The sequence below is a fragment of the Paraplanobispora takensis genome (genome assembly GCF_016863195.1).
Taxonomy (GTDB): Bacteria; Actinomycetota; Actinomycetes; order Streptosporangiales; family Streptosporangiaceae; genus Planobispora; species Planobispora takensis.
In genome coordinates this window covers 72,283-88,243 of sequence record NZ_BOOK01000031.1, presented here as the reverse complement: position 1 = coordinate 88,243, position 15,961 = coordinate 72,283, and the positions used below count along the sequence as shown (strand labels likewise).

Here is a 15,961-nt window from a genome sequence, read left to right as displayed (position 1 = left end):
GTGAATGCTTGCCAGAACCGTTTCCGTGCCGGCCGTGACGCTGGCCGCGACGACGCTGACCGTCGCCGCGACGCTGGCCGCTCCGCCGGGCGTCGCCGCCGCCGGTTCCGTCGCGCACGGACAGGTCGTCTCCGCCGACCCGGTGGACACCACCCCCCACGTGCTCGACGGCATCGTCAACGCCGTCACCCTGGTGGGCGGCACGGTGGTGGTCGGCGGCTCGTTCACGGAGGTGCGCGAGGCGCGGGACTCCACGGTTCTGGAACGCGCCAACGTCTTCGCCTACGACCTGGCCACCGGGCGGATCGTCCCCGGCTTCGATCCGTACCTCAACGGCGCCGTCACCGCCCTGGCGGCGGGCGCCGACGGCACGGTCTACGCCGGCGGCGGGTTCACCGCCACCGACGGGGTCGTGACCCGCAAGGTGGTCCGGCTGCGGCTGTCCGACGGCTCCCCGGTGACGGACTTCCGCGCCCACGCGTTCGGCGGCTCGGTCACCAGCCTCGTCCGGAGCGGCTCCCGGCTCTACGTGGGCGGCGACTTCACCCACGTCGGCCGCACGCCCCGTACGGCCCTGGCCCGGGTGGACGCCGTCACCGGCGCAGTGGACCCGGAGTTCGCGATCACGCCGGGAACGCCCCGGGGATCGCGCACCAAGGTCTACGCCATGGCGCTGAGCGGGAGCCGGCTGGCGGTCGACGGCAGCTTCACGACCCTCGACGGCCTGTCCCGTCCCCAGCTCGGCCTGATCGACGTGGGCGCCACCCGCGCGAAGGTCGCCGACTGGCGGACCGACGCCTACGCGCCCTCGTGCAGCGCGGCCTTCCCGAGCTACGTCAGAGGCCTGGATTTCGCCCCTGACGGCCGCTACTTCGTGGTGGTCACCAGCGGAGGCCCGGGGGGCCCGCGCAAGCTGTGCGACAGCGCAGCGCGCTTCGAGACCCATATAAGGGGCGAGACCCGGCCCACATGGGTCAACCACACCGGCGGCGACTCGCTGTACGCGGTCGCGGTGACCGGGTCGGCCGTCTACGTCGGGGGGCACCAGCGCTGGCTCGACAACCCCGCGGGGAGCGACTCGGCCGGACCGGGCGCGGTGGAACGGCCGGGCATCGGGGCGATCAATCCGGCCACCGGCAGGGCCCTGTCGTGGAACCCCACCAGAGACCGCGGAATCGGCGTCAAAGCATTTCTCGCCCATCCGCGGGGGCTACTGGTTGGTAGTGACACAATCCGGCTCGGTCGCGAGTACCATGCCCGGATCGGCATGTTCCCGCTGCCGTGATCACTCCCGATTCTTGGCGATTCGTGCGCTGAGCGCGTCACGTTGCTCGGACAGCAGGACGTAGCTGGCCGCTCCGCTGACGAGGAACGCCACGACCAGCAGGACGAAGGGCTCTCGCAGGCCGAGCAGATAGAGCACGCCGATGCTCACGGCCAGCAGGCCGAGCCGAGACGCTGTGTAAACGATGGCGGGATGCACATCGTCGAGGCTACGCCACTGCGTCCACGAAGTGAGCGTGGTATGGGAGTGGCGCTCTTCGCATCCAGCACGAGCGCTGCTAGTGTGCCCAACACATCAGTTACGTAAAGAAACACCCACGAGAGTCTCAAAGAGGCTCTATCATATAACAATCGGGCAGTCAGTCGATAACAACCCGTGATCTTTGTTGAAAAGCACGGATATATCAGGCTTCGCTCGGCACACTGGTTACCTGTCCGCCCGCTGGCAGGAAGCGGGATGCGAGGGGGAGAGATTGTGGAGAGTAGCAGCGAGCGTCTGCTGACACCCGGAGAGGTTGCCGCCCTCTTCCGGGTCGACCCAAAGACGGTGACGCGCTGGGCCGCGGCAGGCCGCATCAGCAGCATCCGTACCCCCGGAGGGCACCGGCGTTTCCGCGAGTCGGAAGTGCACGCCCTTCTGCGCGGCGAGGACGTATTGACGGCCGAACGGCCGGCAGGCGAGTCCCCCCGCGTCTGACGACTTATGACGTCACACCATCGGTGATCCTGCGCGCCCTACCCGGAAGCCGCAGGGTCACCGTGGAGTCACCCCGGCGTCCCTAGCTGTCCTGTTCCGCCTTGAAGGCCAGGAACTCGCGCTCAAGTTCGTCGTTCTCCTCGCGCCACCGGCGCCGGCGCGCGGCCATCTCCTCCTCGGTCAGCGCCTCGGGCAGCCAGCGGTCGTAGTCGGGGTCCCCCGGTGAGAGTTCCACGTACGCGTTGCCTATCAGACGCCCGTCATCGCTGGACAGGCTCTGCGGCACGCGCAGGGTCCCGTCAGCGAGCCGGATGACGTACATCCCAGATCACCTAGATTCCGTAGCGCCGGTTGAAGAACAGCATGACATTGAGCGCCATCCGCGTGTCCCCGCCGAGCATGTCCACGAGGGCGGGCCGCTGCCGGGAGGCGATGGCGGCGAAGGCGTCGGCGAAGAACTCCTTGCGGCCCAGGTTCCCCGGCTGGAGGTGGAAGGCCGAGGCGAGGACCGGCACGCACTGCTCGTAGAGGGCGGCGAACTCCGGGGAGTCCGAGACCCACTCGTCGCGTGGGGCGTCCACGTCGTCGAGGGCGTGACCGATCTCGTGCATCATCACGTCGGGGGTCGGTGAGGGCCGGTCCCCCACCACGACCTTGCGGTCGCCGTACGCTCCGGCGCAGACGTCCCACGTCGCCCGGCCCGAGGGCAGCGGGGCGCCGCGCAGATAGCCCATGTCGTCCAGATCGGGCACGCCGCCCTGGCCGACGTAGATGCCGCCCAGCTCCGCCGCCAGCTTGCCCTTGAGCCCGTCGGGCAGCCGCGCGAGGCTCTCCACCGCCCGTACCACCTCGGGGGACGGCGGCCCCTGCCGGACGTCCCACTGACGGTGCAGGACGCGCTCCAGCGGCCCGCAGTGCCGCAGCCCGTCGCCCAGGGCGGGGGTGTCGGGGGCGTTGGGCTGCGCGCGCGGACGCTCGTCGTCGAGCTCGAAGTCCCGCCAGCTGTACTGCGGGCGGTCGACCGCGGGGGCGGGCACCGCCCTCCTGCGCCGTTCGGGCTCGCGGGGGACCTCTCGCGGCGCCTCCCTGACCGCGCGGTCCGCGCGGTGGGACGCCCGCTGCCACCAGTGCCGCCGGTGACGGCCCTTGTCGGTGGTCATCGCGCTCGCTCGTACGGTTGCGTCATCACGTCCCCTGGGAAAGCGGCAACGGGTTCCACCGTACGACGCCGATCTTCACCGCGTCACCCCGAACATCGGTCACGACCGCAGCTGTCTCCGCGATGGCTTACAGTTCGGGCATGTCCGTGCTTCTCGGCCTGACCGCGCTCGCCTTCTGGCTCTACTGCCTGTTCGACGTCATCACCACGCCGGACGAGAAGGCACGAAACCTTCCCAAGCTCCTGTGGGTGGTCGTCGTCGTGATGACGTTCGTGGTCGGCGGCCTGTTCTGGCTGCTGCTCGGCCGCCCCCTCGGCTCCCGCCCCCCGCGCCCGACCTTCCGCCCCGACCTCCCCCAGCGCCCCGACGCCCCGCGGGGCCCCGACGACGACCCGGACTTCCTCAGGGACCTCGACCGGCGTCTGCGCGACGAAGACTGACCGCCACCCCGCCGGAGGCTCAGCGCCGGGCCGCGCACACGTCCCGGTAGGCCAGGCCGGGGAGGTGCTCCCGCCACTCGACGGGAGTCAGCGTCCGCCCGGCCCGCGAGCAGACCGCGACGGCCGTCGCCTCCGGGTCGACCGGATGCTCGATCCGCTCGCCGTCGCCGTCCAGGGTGACGAGCCGGGATCCGTCCGCCGTGAACGCCATGCCGCGCAGCGGCCCGCTCCCCGTGGGAAGGGGACCTCCCAGCCGCGTGCCGGTGGCGATGTCCCACAGTCCCACCGTCCTGGTGCCGGACCTCACCGCGAGCACGTCCCCCTTCGGGGAGAAGGCCAGCGCGCCCCGCTCCTCCTCGGCGCCGATCCTCAGCACCGGCCCCACCCTGTCCCTGGCCGCGGTCCCCCACACCGAGACCCGCCCCAGGGAGTCGGCGACGGCGAAGCGGGAGCCGTCCCGGTCGAAGGCGACGGTGATGCTGCTCTCTGTGAGCGGCGGGCCGTACGGCGCGCCGTAGGGACGGCCGGTCGCCGCGTCCAGCAGCCGCCGCTCGCCGGAGGTGATCGCCACAGACCGGCCGTCCGGCGTGAACGCCAGATCGTCGGGGTTCGACTCGCGCCGGGCCCAGCGCTGCCGTCCGGTGGGCACGTCCCACAGCCGGACCTCGTCCCGCGACGTCTCGCCGGCGAACGTGGTGAGGTGAGCCGCCACCGCGCTCCCCTCGGCGTCGACCGCCACCCCCTGCACGGTGGCGTCCCCGCCGGCGGACAGGGCGGCGACGCGCCGGAAGGTCGCGGTGTCCCAGACGGTGATCCCGCCGCCCGTGCCGGCGTTGACCGCCAAGTACCGGCCGTCGGCGCTGAAGGCCGTCTCGGCGTACTCCTGCGCCGTTCCCGCCCCCAGCTCCAGGGTGGCGAGAGTGGTGTTCCCGCGTACGTCCAGGAGCCGGACCCGGTTCTCCCCGTACTCCTTGACGGCGGCCAGGCGCAGGTCGGGGCTCAGCGTCGTCTCCGGCTCGCCGTAGAGCGGCTCCCGGCGGGCGCCGGCCACGTGGGAGAGGTCGAGGGTCGTGACGCCGTCCTCGACGAGATAGCGGAGCGTGCGTCCGTCCGGGTCGAACGCCACCACGGGCCAGAGGTCCATACCGGTCCTGTGCGTCATCAGCGGCCGCCGGTCCTCCAGCCGCCACACCGTGACGCCGGCCGGGCCCGCCGAGGCCAGGAGCCGCCCGTCGGGGCTGAAGACCAGGTCCCCCTGGTCGTCCCTGCCGGAGAGCCGGCTCTTCATCGATCCGGTGGCCGCGTCGTACAGTTCCACCCGCCTGCCCTTGCCGAGTGCGACGGTCCGGCCGTCCGGGCTGTAGGCGATCGGTGCGGAGCACTCGCACGCGGCGCCCAGCGGGATGACCCGCCGCGTGCCGTGCTCGACGATCGCCGGACGGGTCAGGAACCCGCCGGTGGCGAAGTGACGCCCGTCGGGGGAGATGTCGGCGTGTACCCCGTAGACGGACGTCGGCATCCTCCGCACCCGGCCCGTCCCGGTGTGCTGGATGCTCGCCGTCCCCTGCCCGCCGTGGACGGCCACCCAGTCGTCGGACAGGCCGAAGGAGACGCCCAGGTCGGTGTCCGCCTGGTCGGGGTAGACGCGTCCGGGACCGACGGGCCTGCCGGTCGCCGCGTCCCAGCTCCGGATCCACTCGTCGCCGACCGTGACCAGCAGCCTGCCGCTCGGGCTGAGCGCGATCTGGCGCAGGTCGTCGCCCACGCCGGAGAAGCTCGTGATCTGCCGGCCGGTCCGCACGTCCCAGAGACGCACCCGGCCCCCGCTCGCGCTGGCGAGGACGCGCCCGTCCCGGCTCAGCGCCCGCACCGTCCGCACCTCCACGGCCGGGTCCCGGAAGACCGCGATCTCCCGCCGGGTCAGCGAGCCGGTCAGGGCCGCCCGTGCCTCGGTCACCGGGGACAGCCGCCAGGCGGCCACGCTCAGCAGCATCGCCCGCACCGGATCGGAGACCCGCAGCGACTCGGCCGTGGCGGCCAGCTGGCGGGCCCGGGCCTCGGTGAGCTGGGCGGCGATGGTGACGGCGCGCTCGTCGGCCACCCGGCTCTGCCGTACGGCGATCGTCCCCGCGATCAGGGCCGCCACCAGCAGGACCACCAGCGCCGAGAAGAGCAGCCGGTTGCGGCGGGCACGGCGCCGGGAGAGGGCGGCGGCGGCCTCCAGGAAGTCCCGCTCCACCGTGCTGAGCGTGATGTCGCGCCTACCGGTGGCGGCCCAGGTCATCGCGTTCTGCAGGCTGCCGCCCTGGAACAGGTCCCCGTCCCGGCGGCCCTGGGCGTGCCAGCGCCAGGCGGCGGAGAGGATCTCCCGGTGCGCCATCAGCCCGTCCCAGTTGGCCCGCACCCACTGGCGCAGCCGGGGCCAGGCCAGGGGGAGCGCCGGGCGCGACAGCCACACCTCCCGATCGTCCCGGCCGACCAGGTAGGCGAAGACCTCCAGCAGCCGCCGGACGGCGGCGGTCTCCTCCTCGTCCCGGCCGCCGACGAGTTCGGCCCACTGGGCCCGTCGCGGGATCTGCTGACCGTCGTCGGTCACCGTCACCAGGCGCAGGAACACCTCGGGGGCCAGCTCCCGCTCGACCGGTCCCAGCAGGGCGTAGCAGTCCTCGGCGAGGGTGCCCAGCGCGGGATCGCCCGAATCCCCGCGGATCCGGGCTCCGGCGTCGCTGCCCGCCATGAGCAGGCCCGTGGTGTCGAGTCCGCCGCCGCTGACCAGGGCGAGCAGCAGATCCCTGGCCGACGGCCTGGCCCGGGGATCCTTGGCGAGCGCGGCGGCCACCAGCGGGCGCACCCCCTCGGGGAGATCGTCCAGACGCGGCTCGGACGAGAGCACCCGGTGCATCACCGCGCCCAGCGTCTCGGCCTGGAACGGATCCGCCCCCGTCGCCGCGAACACCATGATCCCGCCCCAGGCGAACACGTCCGCCGCGGGCTGCGCCCGCTCCCCCGTGAACACCTCGGGCGCCATGTAGGCGGGCGTGCCCGTGACCATCCCGGTAGCGGTCAGCGACATGTCCGCGGTGCGGGCGATCCCGAAGTCGATCACGCGGGGGCCGTCCGGTCCCAGCAGGACGTTGTCCGGCTTCAGGTCCCGGTGGACCACTCCCGCGTCGTGGATCGCGGTCAGCGCGGTGGCCACCGCGGTCGCCAGCCGGTGCAGGTCACCGCCGCCGAAGCGGCGTCCCCCGCCCACGGCCCGGCGCAGGCTGGGCCCCTCCACGTACTCGGAGACGATGTACGGCCGGGGGCCGTCCAGGTCGGCGTCGATCACGGCCGCGGTGCAGAACGAGGCGACCTTCCTGGCGGCGGTCGCCTCGCGGCCGAACCGCTGACGCAGCTCGGCGTCGGTGGCGGCGTCCCCGTGCAGCACCTTGACCGCGACCCGCAGCCCCTCGGCGTCGTACGCCTCGTAGACCACCCCCTGGCCTCCGGCGCCCAGCCGCCCCGCCAGCCAGTAGCCGCCCAGCCGCTGCGGATCCCCGTCGATCAGTCCAGAGCTCATCCGCCCCTCCCGTCCCCCGGGGTTGTGACGCCCCGGACGGCGCCGAAGTTCGCGATCTGCGAGGGGGCGCCGGGGAACCAACCGAGGAACGCCCGCAGCGAAGCGAGGACGTGACGAGGGCGGGAGCCGGACCAAGGAGCCCCCGAGCCGCCGTGCGCAGCACGGCCATAGACTCAGAAACTTACCCGGGGAGTTCGGCGTAGGAGTGCAGGCCCTCGAAGAAGATGTTCACGCCGATGAGGTTGAACAGCAGGGACGCGAAGGCGACCAGCTGCACGGCCATCGCGGCCTTGCCCTTCCAGCCCGCGGTGGCCCGGGCGTGCAGATAGCCCGCGTAGACGACCCAGGTGATGAACGCCCAGACCTCCTTGGGGTCCCAGCCCCAGTAGCGGCCCCACGCCTTGTCGGCCCAGAGCGCGCCGGCGATGACGGCGAAGGTCCAGATCGGGAAACCGATCACGATGGCCCGGTGCGCGACCCGCTCCAGCTCCTCCCGGGTCGGCAGGTGGGCCGCCGCGTCGTGCCTGATCAGATAGATGACGCCGCAGGCTCCCGCGACGATGAACAGGCCGCTGGCGATGATGGCCGCCGACACGTGGATCGCGATCCAGTAGGAGTTCAGGGCGACCATCGCGGGCCCCGTCTCCACGTGCAGGGAGTGTACGGCGAAGCCGAGCCCGAGGGCCGCGGCGGCCGAGACGAAGGCGCCCAGGAACCGGATCGGATAGCGCAGCTGCATCAGCAGGAAGGCGCCCATGGCCGCCAGGCACATCGCGACCACGAACTCGTACATGTTGCCCCAGGGCCACCGGCCGGCGGCCAGGCCGCGGGTGAGCAGGGACCCGAGGTTCAGGGCGAAGCCGATCCAGCTCAGCACGACGGCGGCCGGGCCCGCGCGCAGCACCCAGGGGGACGGCCCCCGCCCGCCGGCGGGAGCGTCCGTGCCCGTACCGGCGTCACCGGTGACGGCGGCGCCGGCGTCCCCGTCCTTCTCCGGCGCGGTGGTCACGCCGCCGCCGACGGTGGCGAGCGCGGCTCCGGCCGGTACGGCGGCGGCCTCCTCCGCGGGCGCCGCGGCTTCGGAGGAGCGGGTCGAGGATCGGCCGAAGGCCAGGTCCAGGGCGTAGCCGAGCATCGCGACGACGTAGAACAGCACCGCCACCAGGATGAGCTGGTCGCTCAGCGCGGCGAGGGTGGGATCGGCCTCAGCGGGCATTCTTGGCTCCATCGTTCGGACCGTGGTTCAGAGCGGCGACGACACGGGCGAACTCCTCGCCGAAGTCACCGCCTTCGGCGCGGGTGAGACCGCCGGCCTCGGCCCCGCCGTCGCCGATGCGCACCCAGACGCGGCGCCGGCGGATCGTCAGGGAGAACACCAGGGCCACGGTGGCCAGCGCGGCCGACAGCAGCGCGGGCATCCGCCCGGGATCGTGGGTGATCTGGAGGGCCATCCACTCCTTGACGCCGGTGAACTCGATCGAGCCCGCACCGCCCGGCAGGTCGAGCTTCCGGCCCACCTCCAGCGGATCGGCCTTCATGACCAGCGGCGTCATCTTCTTGAGGATCTCGGCGGGGATCTCGTAGACCGACTGCGGGCGGCCGTCCTTCATCCCGAGGTCACCGGCGAAGGCGCCGTACACCTGCGCGGCCGGGTTGGCGGCGCCGGGGAAGACCGATGTCCACTCCCCGTCCTGGGTGGGCACGGCGCTGGGCAGGAAGGCGATCATGAGACCGAGCTGCCGGGGCCGGGCGTCCGGGATCTTGATGACGCACTCGGAGGCGAAGGTGGCCGGCTGGACCACCAGGCACGGCACCGCCCCCTCGAAGGCGACCTGGCCGCTGCCGTCAGTGATCTTGAAGGTCGGCGCGTACCCGTGGTCGATCAGGTAGGTCAGGGTGCCGTTCACGTCGAGCGGCTCGTTGACCTTCAGCTCGTAGGTCCGCTCCGCGGCTCCCGGCCGGTCGCTCACCGCGAGCCTGGCCGAGTAGTCGAGCGCCTGGCCGCGCTTCTCGCCCCTGGCGATGTAGGTGGCCTGGAAGTCCTCCAGCGTGAAGGAGAACGGCTCCAGCGACTCGGCGTTGACCTGCGTGCCGGGCATGTAGCGGTCGTAGGCGGCCACGGTGTTGGCGAACCCGTCGCCCTCCACGACGAGCACGTTGCCGCGGTAGCCGTACAGCGAGCCGACGCCGACCGAGATCAGCAGCCCCAGCAGCGCGACGTGGAACAGCAGGTTGCCGCTCTCCCGCAGATAGCCCTTCTCGCCCGCCGCCCAGCCGGGCCCGGTGATGACCCGGAAGCGCAGTTTCCGCAGTCTCCGGGCCGCCTCCTCGACGGTCAGGTCGCCGTCGAGCACGGCGTGCTGGGGCAGCCGCGACAGGTTGCGCGGCGCCGCGGGCGGCTTCCTGCGCAGCTCGCGCAGGTGGGCCGCGGTGCGCGGGAGCACGCAGCCGATCAGGGAGATGAACAGCAGGAGATAGATCGCCGCGAACCACGGCGCCTTGAAGACGTCGAACAGCCACAGCCGGTCCAGCCACTCGGCGAGCGCGGGGCTGTCGGTGTGGTACTGCGCGACCTTGGCGTCGGAGACGCCGCGCTGCGGCCAGATCGATCCGGGGACCGAGGCCAGGGCGAACAGGAACAGCAGGATCAGCGCGGTCCGCATCGAGGTGAGCGTGCGCCAGAACCAGCGCGCCCAGCCCACGGCGCCCAGCTTCGCGGGCCGCGCCTCGGCCGTCGTGTCGGGGGTTTCGGTAACGGTCATCAGATCACCGGCTGGAATCCGCCGATCCACGCCTGCATCGCCGCGATCAGCTCCGTCCAGAGCCCGGTGACGAGCAGCAGGCCGACGGCGACCAGCATGGCCCCGCCCACCCGTGTGATCAGCTGGGAGTGGCGGCGGACCGCCTTGAAGGTGTGCAGGGCCTTGCGGTAGGCCAGTCCGGCCGCCACGAACGGCAGGCCGAGGCCGAGCGCGTAGGCGAAGGCGAGCAGCGCGCCGCGACCGGCGCTGCCCTCGTTCACCCCGAGGGTGAGCACCACCGCGAGCGTGGGGCCGATGCAGGGGGTCCAGCCCAGGCCGAACACCAGGCCGAGCAGCGGCGCCCCGGCCAGCCCCGCGGCCGGGAGCCGGTGGATGCGGAAATCGCGCTGGATGCCGGGGATCGCGCCCATGAAGGCCAGGCCCAGCACGATGGTGAGCACGCCCAGCACCCGGGTGATGATCTCGGCGTTGCCGAACAGCACCGCGCCGAGGCTCCCGGCGAGCGCCCCGCCGGCCACGAACACCGTGGCGAATCCGAGGACGAACAGCACGATCCCGGTGACCATGCGGCCCCGCTTGGGGTCCTCGCTCATCCCGGTCACGTACGACAGGTATCCGGGGACCAGGGGCAGCACGCACGGCGACAGGAACGACACCAGCCCCGCCGCCACCGCGATCGGCAGCGCCAGGGCGAGCGAGCCGCCGGCGACCGTGCCGGCCAGGTCGGCGCTCATCGCCGCGGCTCCGGTGGCGCGCTCCTACTTCTCATCGCTGACCTTGGTGACCGCGTCGAGCAGGTCGCTGTACTTGACCGCGCCGAGGGCGCGGGCGGCGATGCGGCCCTGGCGGTCGATGATCAGAGTCGAGGGGATCGCCGCCGGGGGGACCGTGCCCTGGAAGGCGAGCGCCACCTTGCCCGGCTGGTCGAAGATGCTCGGGTAGCCGGACTGGTGGCTGCGCTCGAAGGCCAGCGCGTCGGCCTTGCGGTCCTTGAAGTCGACGCCGAGGAACTCCACGCCGTCCGCCTTGGTCGTGGCGGCGATGTCCTTGAGCACCGGAGCCTCGGCGCGGCAGGGCGCGCACCAGGACGCCCAGAAGTTGATCACGACGACCTTGCCCTTGTGCGCGCCGAGCGAGGCGGTGCCGCCGTCGAGCGTCTCGCCCTCCACCGCGGGGGCGGTCTTGCGCTCGCCCGCCTCGAACAGGGTGACCTTCCCGTCCCCGGCCACGAAGCGGGTGTCGCCCGCCTGCGGCTGTGAGGACGGGCTCCCCGCGCACCCGGCGACGGCGACGAGCGCGAGCACGGCGGCGGCGAACGGTGTGGCGCGCATCAGAGGAAGATCTCCCTGTACTACAGGCGGTAGAGCAGTCACTCTACCGGCGCAGTCAGGCGCCCGGCACAGTGGGGCGCCTGACGAGCGCGGCCGCCGGCTCGCCGTACCCCACGCTGGCCAGGCGATCTCCCTCGAAGGTGAAGGTGGTGAGGCTGGCGAGCCCGCACTGCCTGCGGCGCGGGTCGTGCGGGAGCCGCCGGCCCTCCGCCGCGAGCCTGATGATCCAGATGGGGAGCTGGTGGCTGACCAGGATCGCCTCGTGGCCGCGCGCCGCGGCGCGGGCGGCCAGGATCGCCCCTCTCATCCGCGCGACCACCCGGGCGTACGGCTCGCCCCAGGAGGGGCGCATCGGGTTCCACAGGTGGCGGTAGTAGCGGGGGTTGCGGAAGACGCCGTCGCCGTTGCCGACGGAGACGCCCTCGAAGACGTTGGCGGCCTCGATGAGCCGCTCGTCGAGCACGACCTCCAGGCCGAAGGTCTCCGCGAGCGGCTCGGCGGTCTCCTGGGCCCGCTCCAGCGGGGAGGAGAACAGGGCGACGACGTCGCGGCCGGCGACCGACTTGGCGACGGTCTCGGCCATCTGCCTGCCGTTCTCCGACAGGTGATAGTCCGGCAGCCTGCCGTACAGGACGTTGGCGGGGTTGTGGACCTCGCCGTGGCGCAGGAGGTGAACGACAGTGGTCTCAGCCATGGTGTCGTCAGCCTACCCATTGGTAGCGATCGCTATCACAGCGATCACCGTCAGACGGGGCGCGTCGTGTGCTCACGCGGGGACCTGAAGCTGCAGCCGCTCGGCGGAGACGGCCTTGAGCGCCTCGACGGCGGCGCGGATCGCCGGGCGGCGGGCCGCGTCGCTCCGCCAGACCGCGTAGATCCTGCGGGTCGGGCGGGGACGGAGAGGCACGGCCCGCACCCCCTCGGGCATGAAGTCGCGGCCGAGGCGGGGGATGATCGCGCATCCCTGCCGGGCGGCGACGAGGGTGAGCTGGGTCGGATACTCATCCGCCATGCAGCTGATCTCCGGCTCCAGCTCGGCCGCGCGCAGCGTGTAGACCAGCCAGTCGTGGCAGACCGTCCCGGGCGACCCGCTGATCCACAGGTCGTCGGACAGCTCGGACAGCTCGATCTCGGGGCGGCCGGCCAGCCGGTGGTCCGCGGGCAGGATCGCGTCGGCGATGTCGTCGAAGAGCGTCGCCCTGGACAGCCCCTCCGGGACGGCCATCGGCCGGTTCACCCAGTCCTGGATCACCGCCAGGTCGAGCTCGCCCCGCGCCACCTCGCGCAGCTGCCGCTCCGGCTCGCGCTCGTGGAGCTGGAGGCTCAGGTCCGGGTGGTGCTCGCGCAGCCGCAGCAGCGCCTGCGGCATCAGCCCCCGCGCGGCCGTGGGGAACGCGCCGATGCTCAGCCGCCCCACGACCTCCCCGCGCAGCGCCTCGAAGTCGGCCTCGGCGGTCTCCACCAGGGCGAGGATGCGCCCGGCGTGGTCGGCCAGCAACCCGGCGGCGTCGGTCAGCCGCACCCCCCGGCCGTTGCGCTCCAGCAGGGTCGCACCGGTCTCCCGCTCCAGCTTGGCCAGCTGCTGCGAGACCGCCGAGGGGGTCACCATGAGAGCGTCGGCCGCCGCGCCCACCGATCCGTACACGGACACGGCGTGCAGGGCCTTCAACCGGTTGAGGTCAAGCATGTAGCGATTCTAAATGACCGGCATCAGAAATTCTTGCTTGTGCTGAAGTGTTCCCTGAGATCATCCTGAGCGGATGCGGACTCGGCACGTTCTGCTCGCCCTCGGCCTCGCCGCCGTCTGGGGGTTCAACTTCGTCGTCATGGAGGTCGGGCTCAGGTATTTCCCGCCGCTGCTCTACGTCGCGCTCCGGTTCACCCTGGCGGCCTTCCCCGCGCTGCTGTTCGCGGGCGGACCCGGAGTGCCCTGGCGCCGCGTCCTCGTCGCCGGGGCCACGCTCGGCGTCACGCAGTACGGCCTGCTGCTCCTGGGCATGCGCGCCGGCATGCCCGCCGGGCTCACCTCACTGGTCGTCCAGGTCCAGGCCGTCTTCACCGCGATCCTGGCGACCGTCTTCCTGCGGGAGCGGATCACCGGCCGCCAGGTCACGGGGATGGCGGTCGCGTTCGCCGGGCTGGCCCTGGTGGCGCTCGACCTGGGCGCGGGCGGCGGCGTGCCGGTCGGCGCCTTCCTCCTGGTCATCGGGGCGGCCCTGGGCTGGGGCGCGGGGAACGTGGCGGTCAGGAAGGCCGCGCCGCCCGACCCCTTCCGTTTCATGATCTGGCTGAGCGCGGTCGCCGCGGTGCCCATGACGGCGCTGTCCCTGCTGGTCGAGGGCGTTCCCCGGGTGGAGCTCTCCGTCGAGGGCGGCCTGTCGGTGCTCTACGTGGCGCTCATCTCCACCGTGGGCGGCTTCGGCGTGTGGGGCTTCCTGCTCAAGCGCTACGACGCCTCCGTGGTCGCGCCCTACAGCCTGCTCGTCCCGGTCTTCGGCATGTCGTCGGCCGCCCTGGCCACCGGCGAGTCCCTCTCGGCCACCAAACTGATCGCCGCCGCCCTCATCCTCTCCGGCGTCCTGTACGCCGGCACCCGCCCGCGCCGCCGTACCGCCTCCCCCGGCGGGAGGCCGGGAGAGGCCGTGGCGGCCGTCGCGGAGAAGCCGTAGGGCCCCTCACCCGGCCTGGGCGGCGGCCTTGGCGGCGATCGGCAGGGCCTCGGCGATGCGCGACAGCGCCTCGTCGTCGTGGGCGGCCGACAGGAACCACGCCTCGTAGGCCGACGGGGGCAGATAGACGCCCTGCTCCAGCATGGCGTGGAAGAAGGCCCGGTAGGCGGCGGTGTCCTGGGTCCGGGCGGTGGCGAAGTCGGTCACCGGGTCGTCGGTGAAGAAGACGGAGAACAGGCTGCCCGCGCGCTGCAGGCGGTGCGGCACCCCGGCGGCGGCCAGCGCGTCGGAGGCGGCGCGGCCGACGACCAGGGCGGCGGCGTCCACCCGGTCGTAGACCTCCTCGTCGCAGGCGCGCAGCGTGGCCAGGCCGGCGGCGCAGGCCAGCGGGTTACCGGACAGGGTGCCGGCCTGGTAGACCGGGCCCTCGGGGGCGAGGCCGGCCATCACCTCGGCCCGGCCGCCGAACGCGGCGGCGGGCAGGCCGCCGCCCATCACCTTGCCGAAGGTCATCAGGTCGGCGTCCACCGGGTCGAGGCCGTACCACCCGGCCGCCGACACGCGGAAGCCGGTCAGCACCTCGTCGACGATCAGCAGCGCGCCGTGCGCGGTGCACAGCTCGCGGAGCGTGGCGTTGAAGCCGTCCGCGGGCGGGACGACGCCCATGTTGGCCGGGCACGCCTCGGTGATCACGCAGGCGATCTCGTCGCCGAAGGTCCGGAAGGCCTCGGTCACGGCCTCGGCGGAGTTGTAGGGCAGGACCACGGTGTCGGCGGCCGAGGCGCCGGTCACCCCGGGGGTGTCGGGCAGGCCGAAGGTGACCAGGCCGGACCCGGCCGAGGCGAGCAGGGCGTCCACGTGACCGTGGTAGCAGCCGGCGAACTTGACGACCTTGGACCGGCCGGTGAAGCCGCGCGCCAGCCGTACGGCGGACATGGTGGCCTCGGTGCCCGAGCTGACCAGGCGGACCTTCTCCACCGGGGCCATCCGGGCGACGATCTCCTCGGCGAGCTCGACCTCGCCGGGCGTCGCCGTGCCGAACGAGGTGCCGTGCGACAGCGCCTCCTGCAGGGCCTCGACCACGGCCGGGTGCCGGTGCCCCAGGATCATCGGGCCCCAGGAGCAGACCAGGTCGACGTAGCGGTTGCCGTCGACGTCGGTGATGTACGGCCCCTGGCCGGAGGCCATGAAACGGGGCGTGCCGCCGACGGCGCCGAAGGCGCGCACCGGGGAGTTGACACCCCCCGGGACGATCTCGCGGGCGCGGGCGAACAGGTCCTCGGAGTTCTGGGTACGGCTCACCGTCCCAGCCTACGGGGAGGGGACGCCGGGTCCCCGCCACGGGCTCGCGATGACGCCCGCGGGTGACGTGCCCGGACTATTCGCAGGTGTCGGCGAGAACGTCGAGGACGCGGAGCGGGTCGGGCAGCGGGCGGCCGTCCGGGGGACGCAGCCACGAGGCGGGCTGGCCGGTCGGCAGGATCGAGGGCGGGGCGAGGACGTAGCTGTCGCGGCAGTGCCAGCGCAGGCCGGGCATCTCCTCGATGGTCGAGGGGCCGTAGTCCAGCGAGCAGGACCACCACTCGTCCTCGTCGTCGGAGGTGTTGCGGGTGGCCACATAGAACAGGACCCGGTCGCCGTTGGCGGCGACCGGGCCCGAGGCCGTCCCGGCGGAGTCCATGGCCGCCAGGGCGGTGAGCCCGGCGGCCACGGGTACGTCGAAGACGTCGAAGACGCGTCCGGTGGGGAGGACCACGTTCGCCTCGGGCTCGCCCTGCCACCAGTGGGTGAGCAGCGCGGCGTCGGTGGTGGCCTGCATCTGCCAGGCGCGCGAGAGCGGGTGGCTGCCCGCGTCGGGACAGCCGACGCGGTCACAGGAACAGGCACGCGGTCCGTTGCGGAGCGGGCGTGCCCCGGGACAGCTCGCCCAGCCCATCGAGGCGTACTCGAGAACGGACGTGATGATCTGCTGCTTAGGATGAGCTCGTCGCCTGGTACGACGAGCCAGCGGTACCCCCACCATTGCGTCCTCCGTTGTCCGCGCGCCCCGCGTCAT

Annotated in this window: 16 protein-coding genes; 4 read left to right on the top strand and 12 right to left on the bottom strand. The window is 72.7% G+C overall.

Going from position 1 to position 15,961, the window contains the following annotated elements:
• Positions 1-25: 25 nt before the first annotated feature.
• Positions 26-1,285, top strand: coding sequence for a hypothetical protein (locus tag Pta02_RS21125; RefSeq protein ID WP_239131119.1), 1,260 nt, complete (start codon positions 26-28; stop codon positions 1,283-1,285).
• Here the strand turns inward: Pta02_RS21125 and Pta02_RS21120 are convergent, their stop codons facing one another.
• Positions 1,286-1,483, bottom strand: a complete 198-nt coding sequence (locus Pta02_RS21120) for a DUF4229 domain-containing protein (protein WP_203876615.1) — start codon at positions 1,481-1,483, stop codon at positions 1,286-1,288.
• A 258-nt stretch (positions 1,484-1,741) separates the two neighbouring features.
• Between Pta02_RS21120 and Pta02_RS21115 the strand changes: the two genes are divergently transcribed.
• Entirely contained in the window at positions 1,742-1,981 is a 240-nt protein-coding gene (locus Pta02_RS21115; protein WP_012887349.1) for a BldC family transcriptional regulator, read from the top strand.
• An 82-nt stretch (positions 1,982-2,063) separates the two neighbouring features.
• Here the strand turns inward: Pta02_RS21115 and Pta02_RS21110 are convergent, their stop codons facing one another.
• Both Pta02_RS21110 and Pta02_RS21105 read right to left on the bottom strand, forming a co-directional pair.
• A complete protein-coding gene (locus Pta02_RS21110; protein WP_203876614.1) occupies positions 2,064-2,303 on the bottom strand; it encodes a hypothetical protein in 240 nt (79 codons plus the stop codon).
• Positions 2,304-2,313: 10 nt separating this feature from the next.
• Positions 2,314-3,141: a hypothetical protein gene (locus Pta02_RS21105; protein WP_203876613.1), complete on the bottom strand. Its 828-nt coding sequence runs from the start codon at positions 3,139-3,141 to the stop codon at positions 2,314-2,316.
• Positions 3,142-3,281: 140 nt separating this feature from the next.
• On the opposite strand from Pta02_RS21105, the gene Pta02_RS21100 reads away from it, so the two are divergent.
• On the top strand, positions 3,282-3,581 hold the full coding sequence (locus tag Pta02_RS21100; RefSeq protein ID WP_239131118.1) for a PLDc N-terminal domain-containing protein: 300 nt from the start codon (positions 3,282-3,284) through the stop codon (positions 3,579-3,581).
• Between the two features lie 19 nt (positions 3,582-3,600).
• On the opposite strand, the gene Pta02_RS21095 is transcribed toward Pta02_RS21100, so the two are convergent.
• The 7 genes from Pta02_RS21095 to Pta02_RS21065 all read right to left on the bottom strand — a co-directional run bounded on the left by Pta02_RS21095 (position 3,601) and on the right by Pta02_RS21065 (position 12,923).
• Positions 3,601-7,143 (bottom strand): WD40 repeat domain-containing serine/threonine protein kinase, encoded by a 3,543-nt coding sequence (locus tag Pta02_RS21095; RefSeq protein ID WP_203876611.1) that lies wholly within the window; start codon positions 7,141-7,143, stop codon positions 3,601-3,603.
• A 181-nt stretch (positions 7,144-7,324) separates the two neighbouring features.
• Positions 7,325-8,359, bottom strand: a complete 1,035-nt coding sequence (gene ccsB, locus Pta02_RS21090; protein ID WP_203876610.1) for a c-type cytochrome biogenesis protein CcsB — start codon at positions 8,357-8,359, stop codon at positions 7,325-7,327.
• A complete protein-coding gene (resB, locus tag Pta02_RS21085; protein WP_203876609.1) occupies positions 8,349-9,905 on the bottom strand; it encodes a cytochrome c biogenesis protein ResB in 1,557 nt (518 codons plus the stop codon). The genes ccsB and resB overlap by 11 nt, the downstream gene beginning before the upstream one ends.
• Complete coding sequence (locus Pta02_RS21080; RefSeq protein WP_203876608.1) at positions 9,905-10,639, bottom strand: cytochrome c biogenesis CcdA family protein; 735 nt, start codon at positions 10,637-10,639, stop codon at positions 9,905-9,907. The genes resB and Pta02_RS21080 overlap by 1 nt, the downstream gene beginning before the upstream one ends.
• Before the next feature lie 24 nt (positions 10,640-10,663).
• Positions 10,664-11,236, bottom strand: coding sequence for a TlpA family protein disulfide reductase (locus Pta02_RS21075; RefSeq protein ID WP_203876607.1), 573 nt, complete (start codon positions 11,234-11,236; stop codon positions 10,664-10,666).
• 55 nt (positions 11,237-11,291) lie between these two features.
• The gene (locus Pta02_RS21070; RefSeq protein ID WP_203876606.1) at positions 11,292-11,930 is read right to left on the bottom strand and encodes a histidine phosphatase family protein; all 639 of its coding nucleotides are present in this window, start codon (positions 11,928-11,930) and stop codon (positions 11,292-11,294) included.
• Between the two features lie 72 nt (positions 11,931-12,002).
• Complete coding sequence (locus Pta02_RS21065) at positions 12,003-12,923, bottom strand: LysR family transcriptional regulator (protein ID WP_203876605.1); 921 nt, start codon at positions 12,921-12,923, stop codon at positions 12,003-12,005.
• A gap of 73 nt (positions 12,924-12,996) precedes the next feature.
• Between Pta02_RS21065 and Pta02_RS21060 the strand changes: the two genes are divergently transcribed.
• On the top strand, positions 12,997-13,905 hold the full coding sequence (locus Pta02_RS21060; RefSeq protein WP_203876604.1) for an EamA family transporter: 909 nt from the start codon (positions 12,997-12,999) through the stop codon (positions 13,903-13,905).
• A gap of 6 nt (positions 13,906-13,911) precedes the next feature.
• Here Pta02_RS21060 and hemL read toward each other — a convergent pair whose 3' ends face one another.
• Positions 13,912-15,207: a glutamate-1-semialdehyde 2,1-aminomutase gene (gene hemL / locus Pta02_RS21055; RefSeq protein ID WP_203876603.1), complete on the bottom strand. Its 1,296-nt coding sequence runs from the start codon at positions 15,205-15,207 to the stop codon at positions 13,912-13,914.
• Between the two features lie 76 nt (positions 15,208-15,283).
• Positions 15,284-15,928: a bifunctional DNA primase/polymerase gene (locus Pta02_RS21050; protein ID WP_203876602.1), complete on the bottom strand. Its 645-nt coding sequence runs from the start codon at positions 15,926-15,928 to the stop codon at positions 15,284-15,286.
• Between the last annotated feature and the right edge of the window lie 33 nt (positions 15,929-15,961).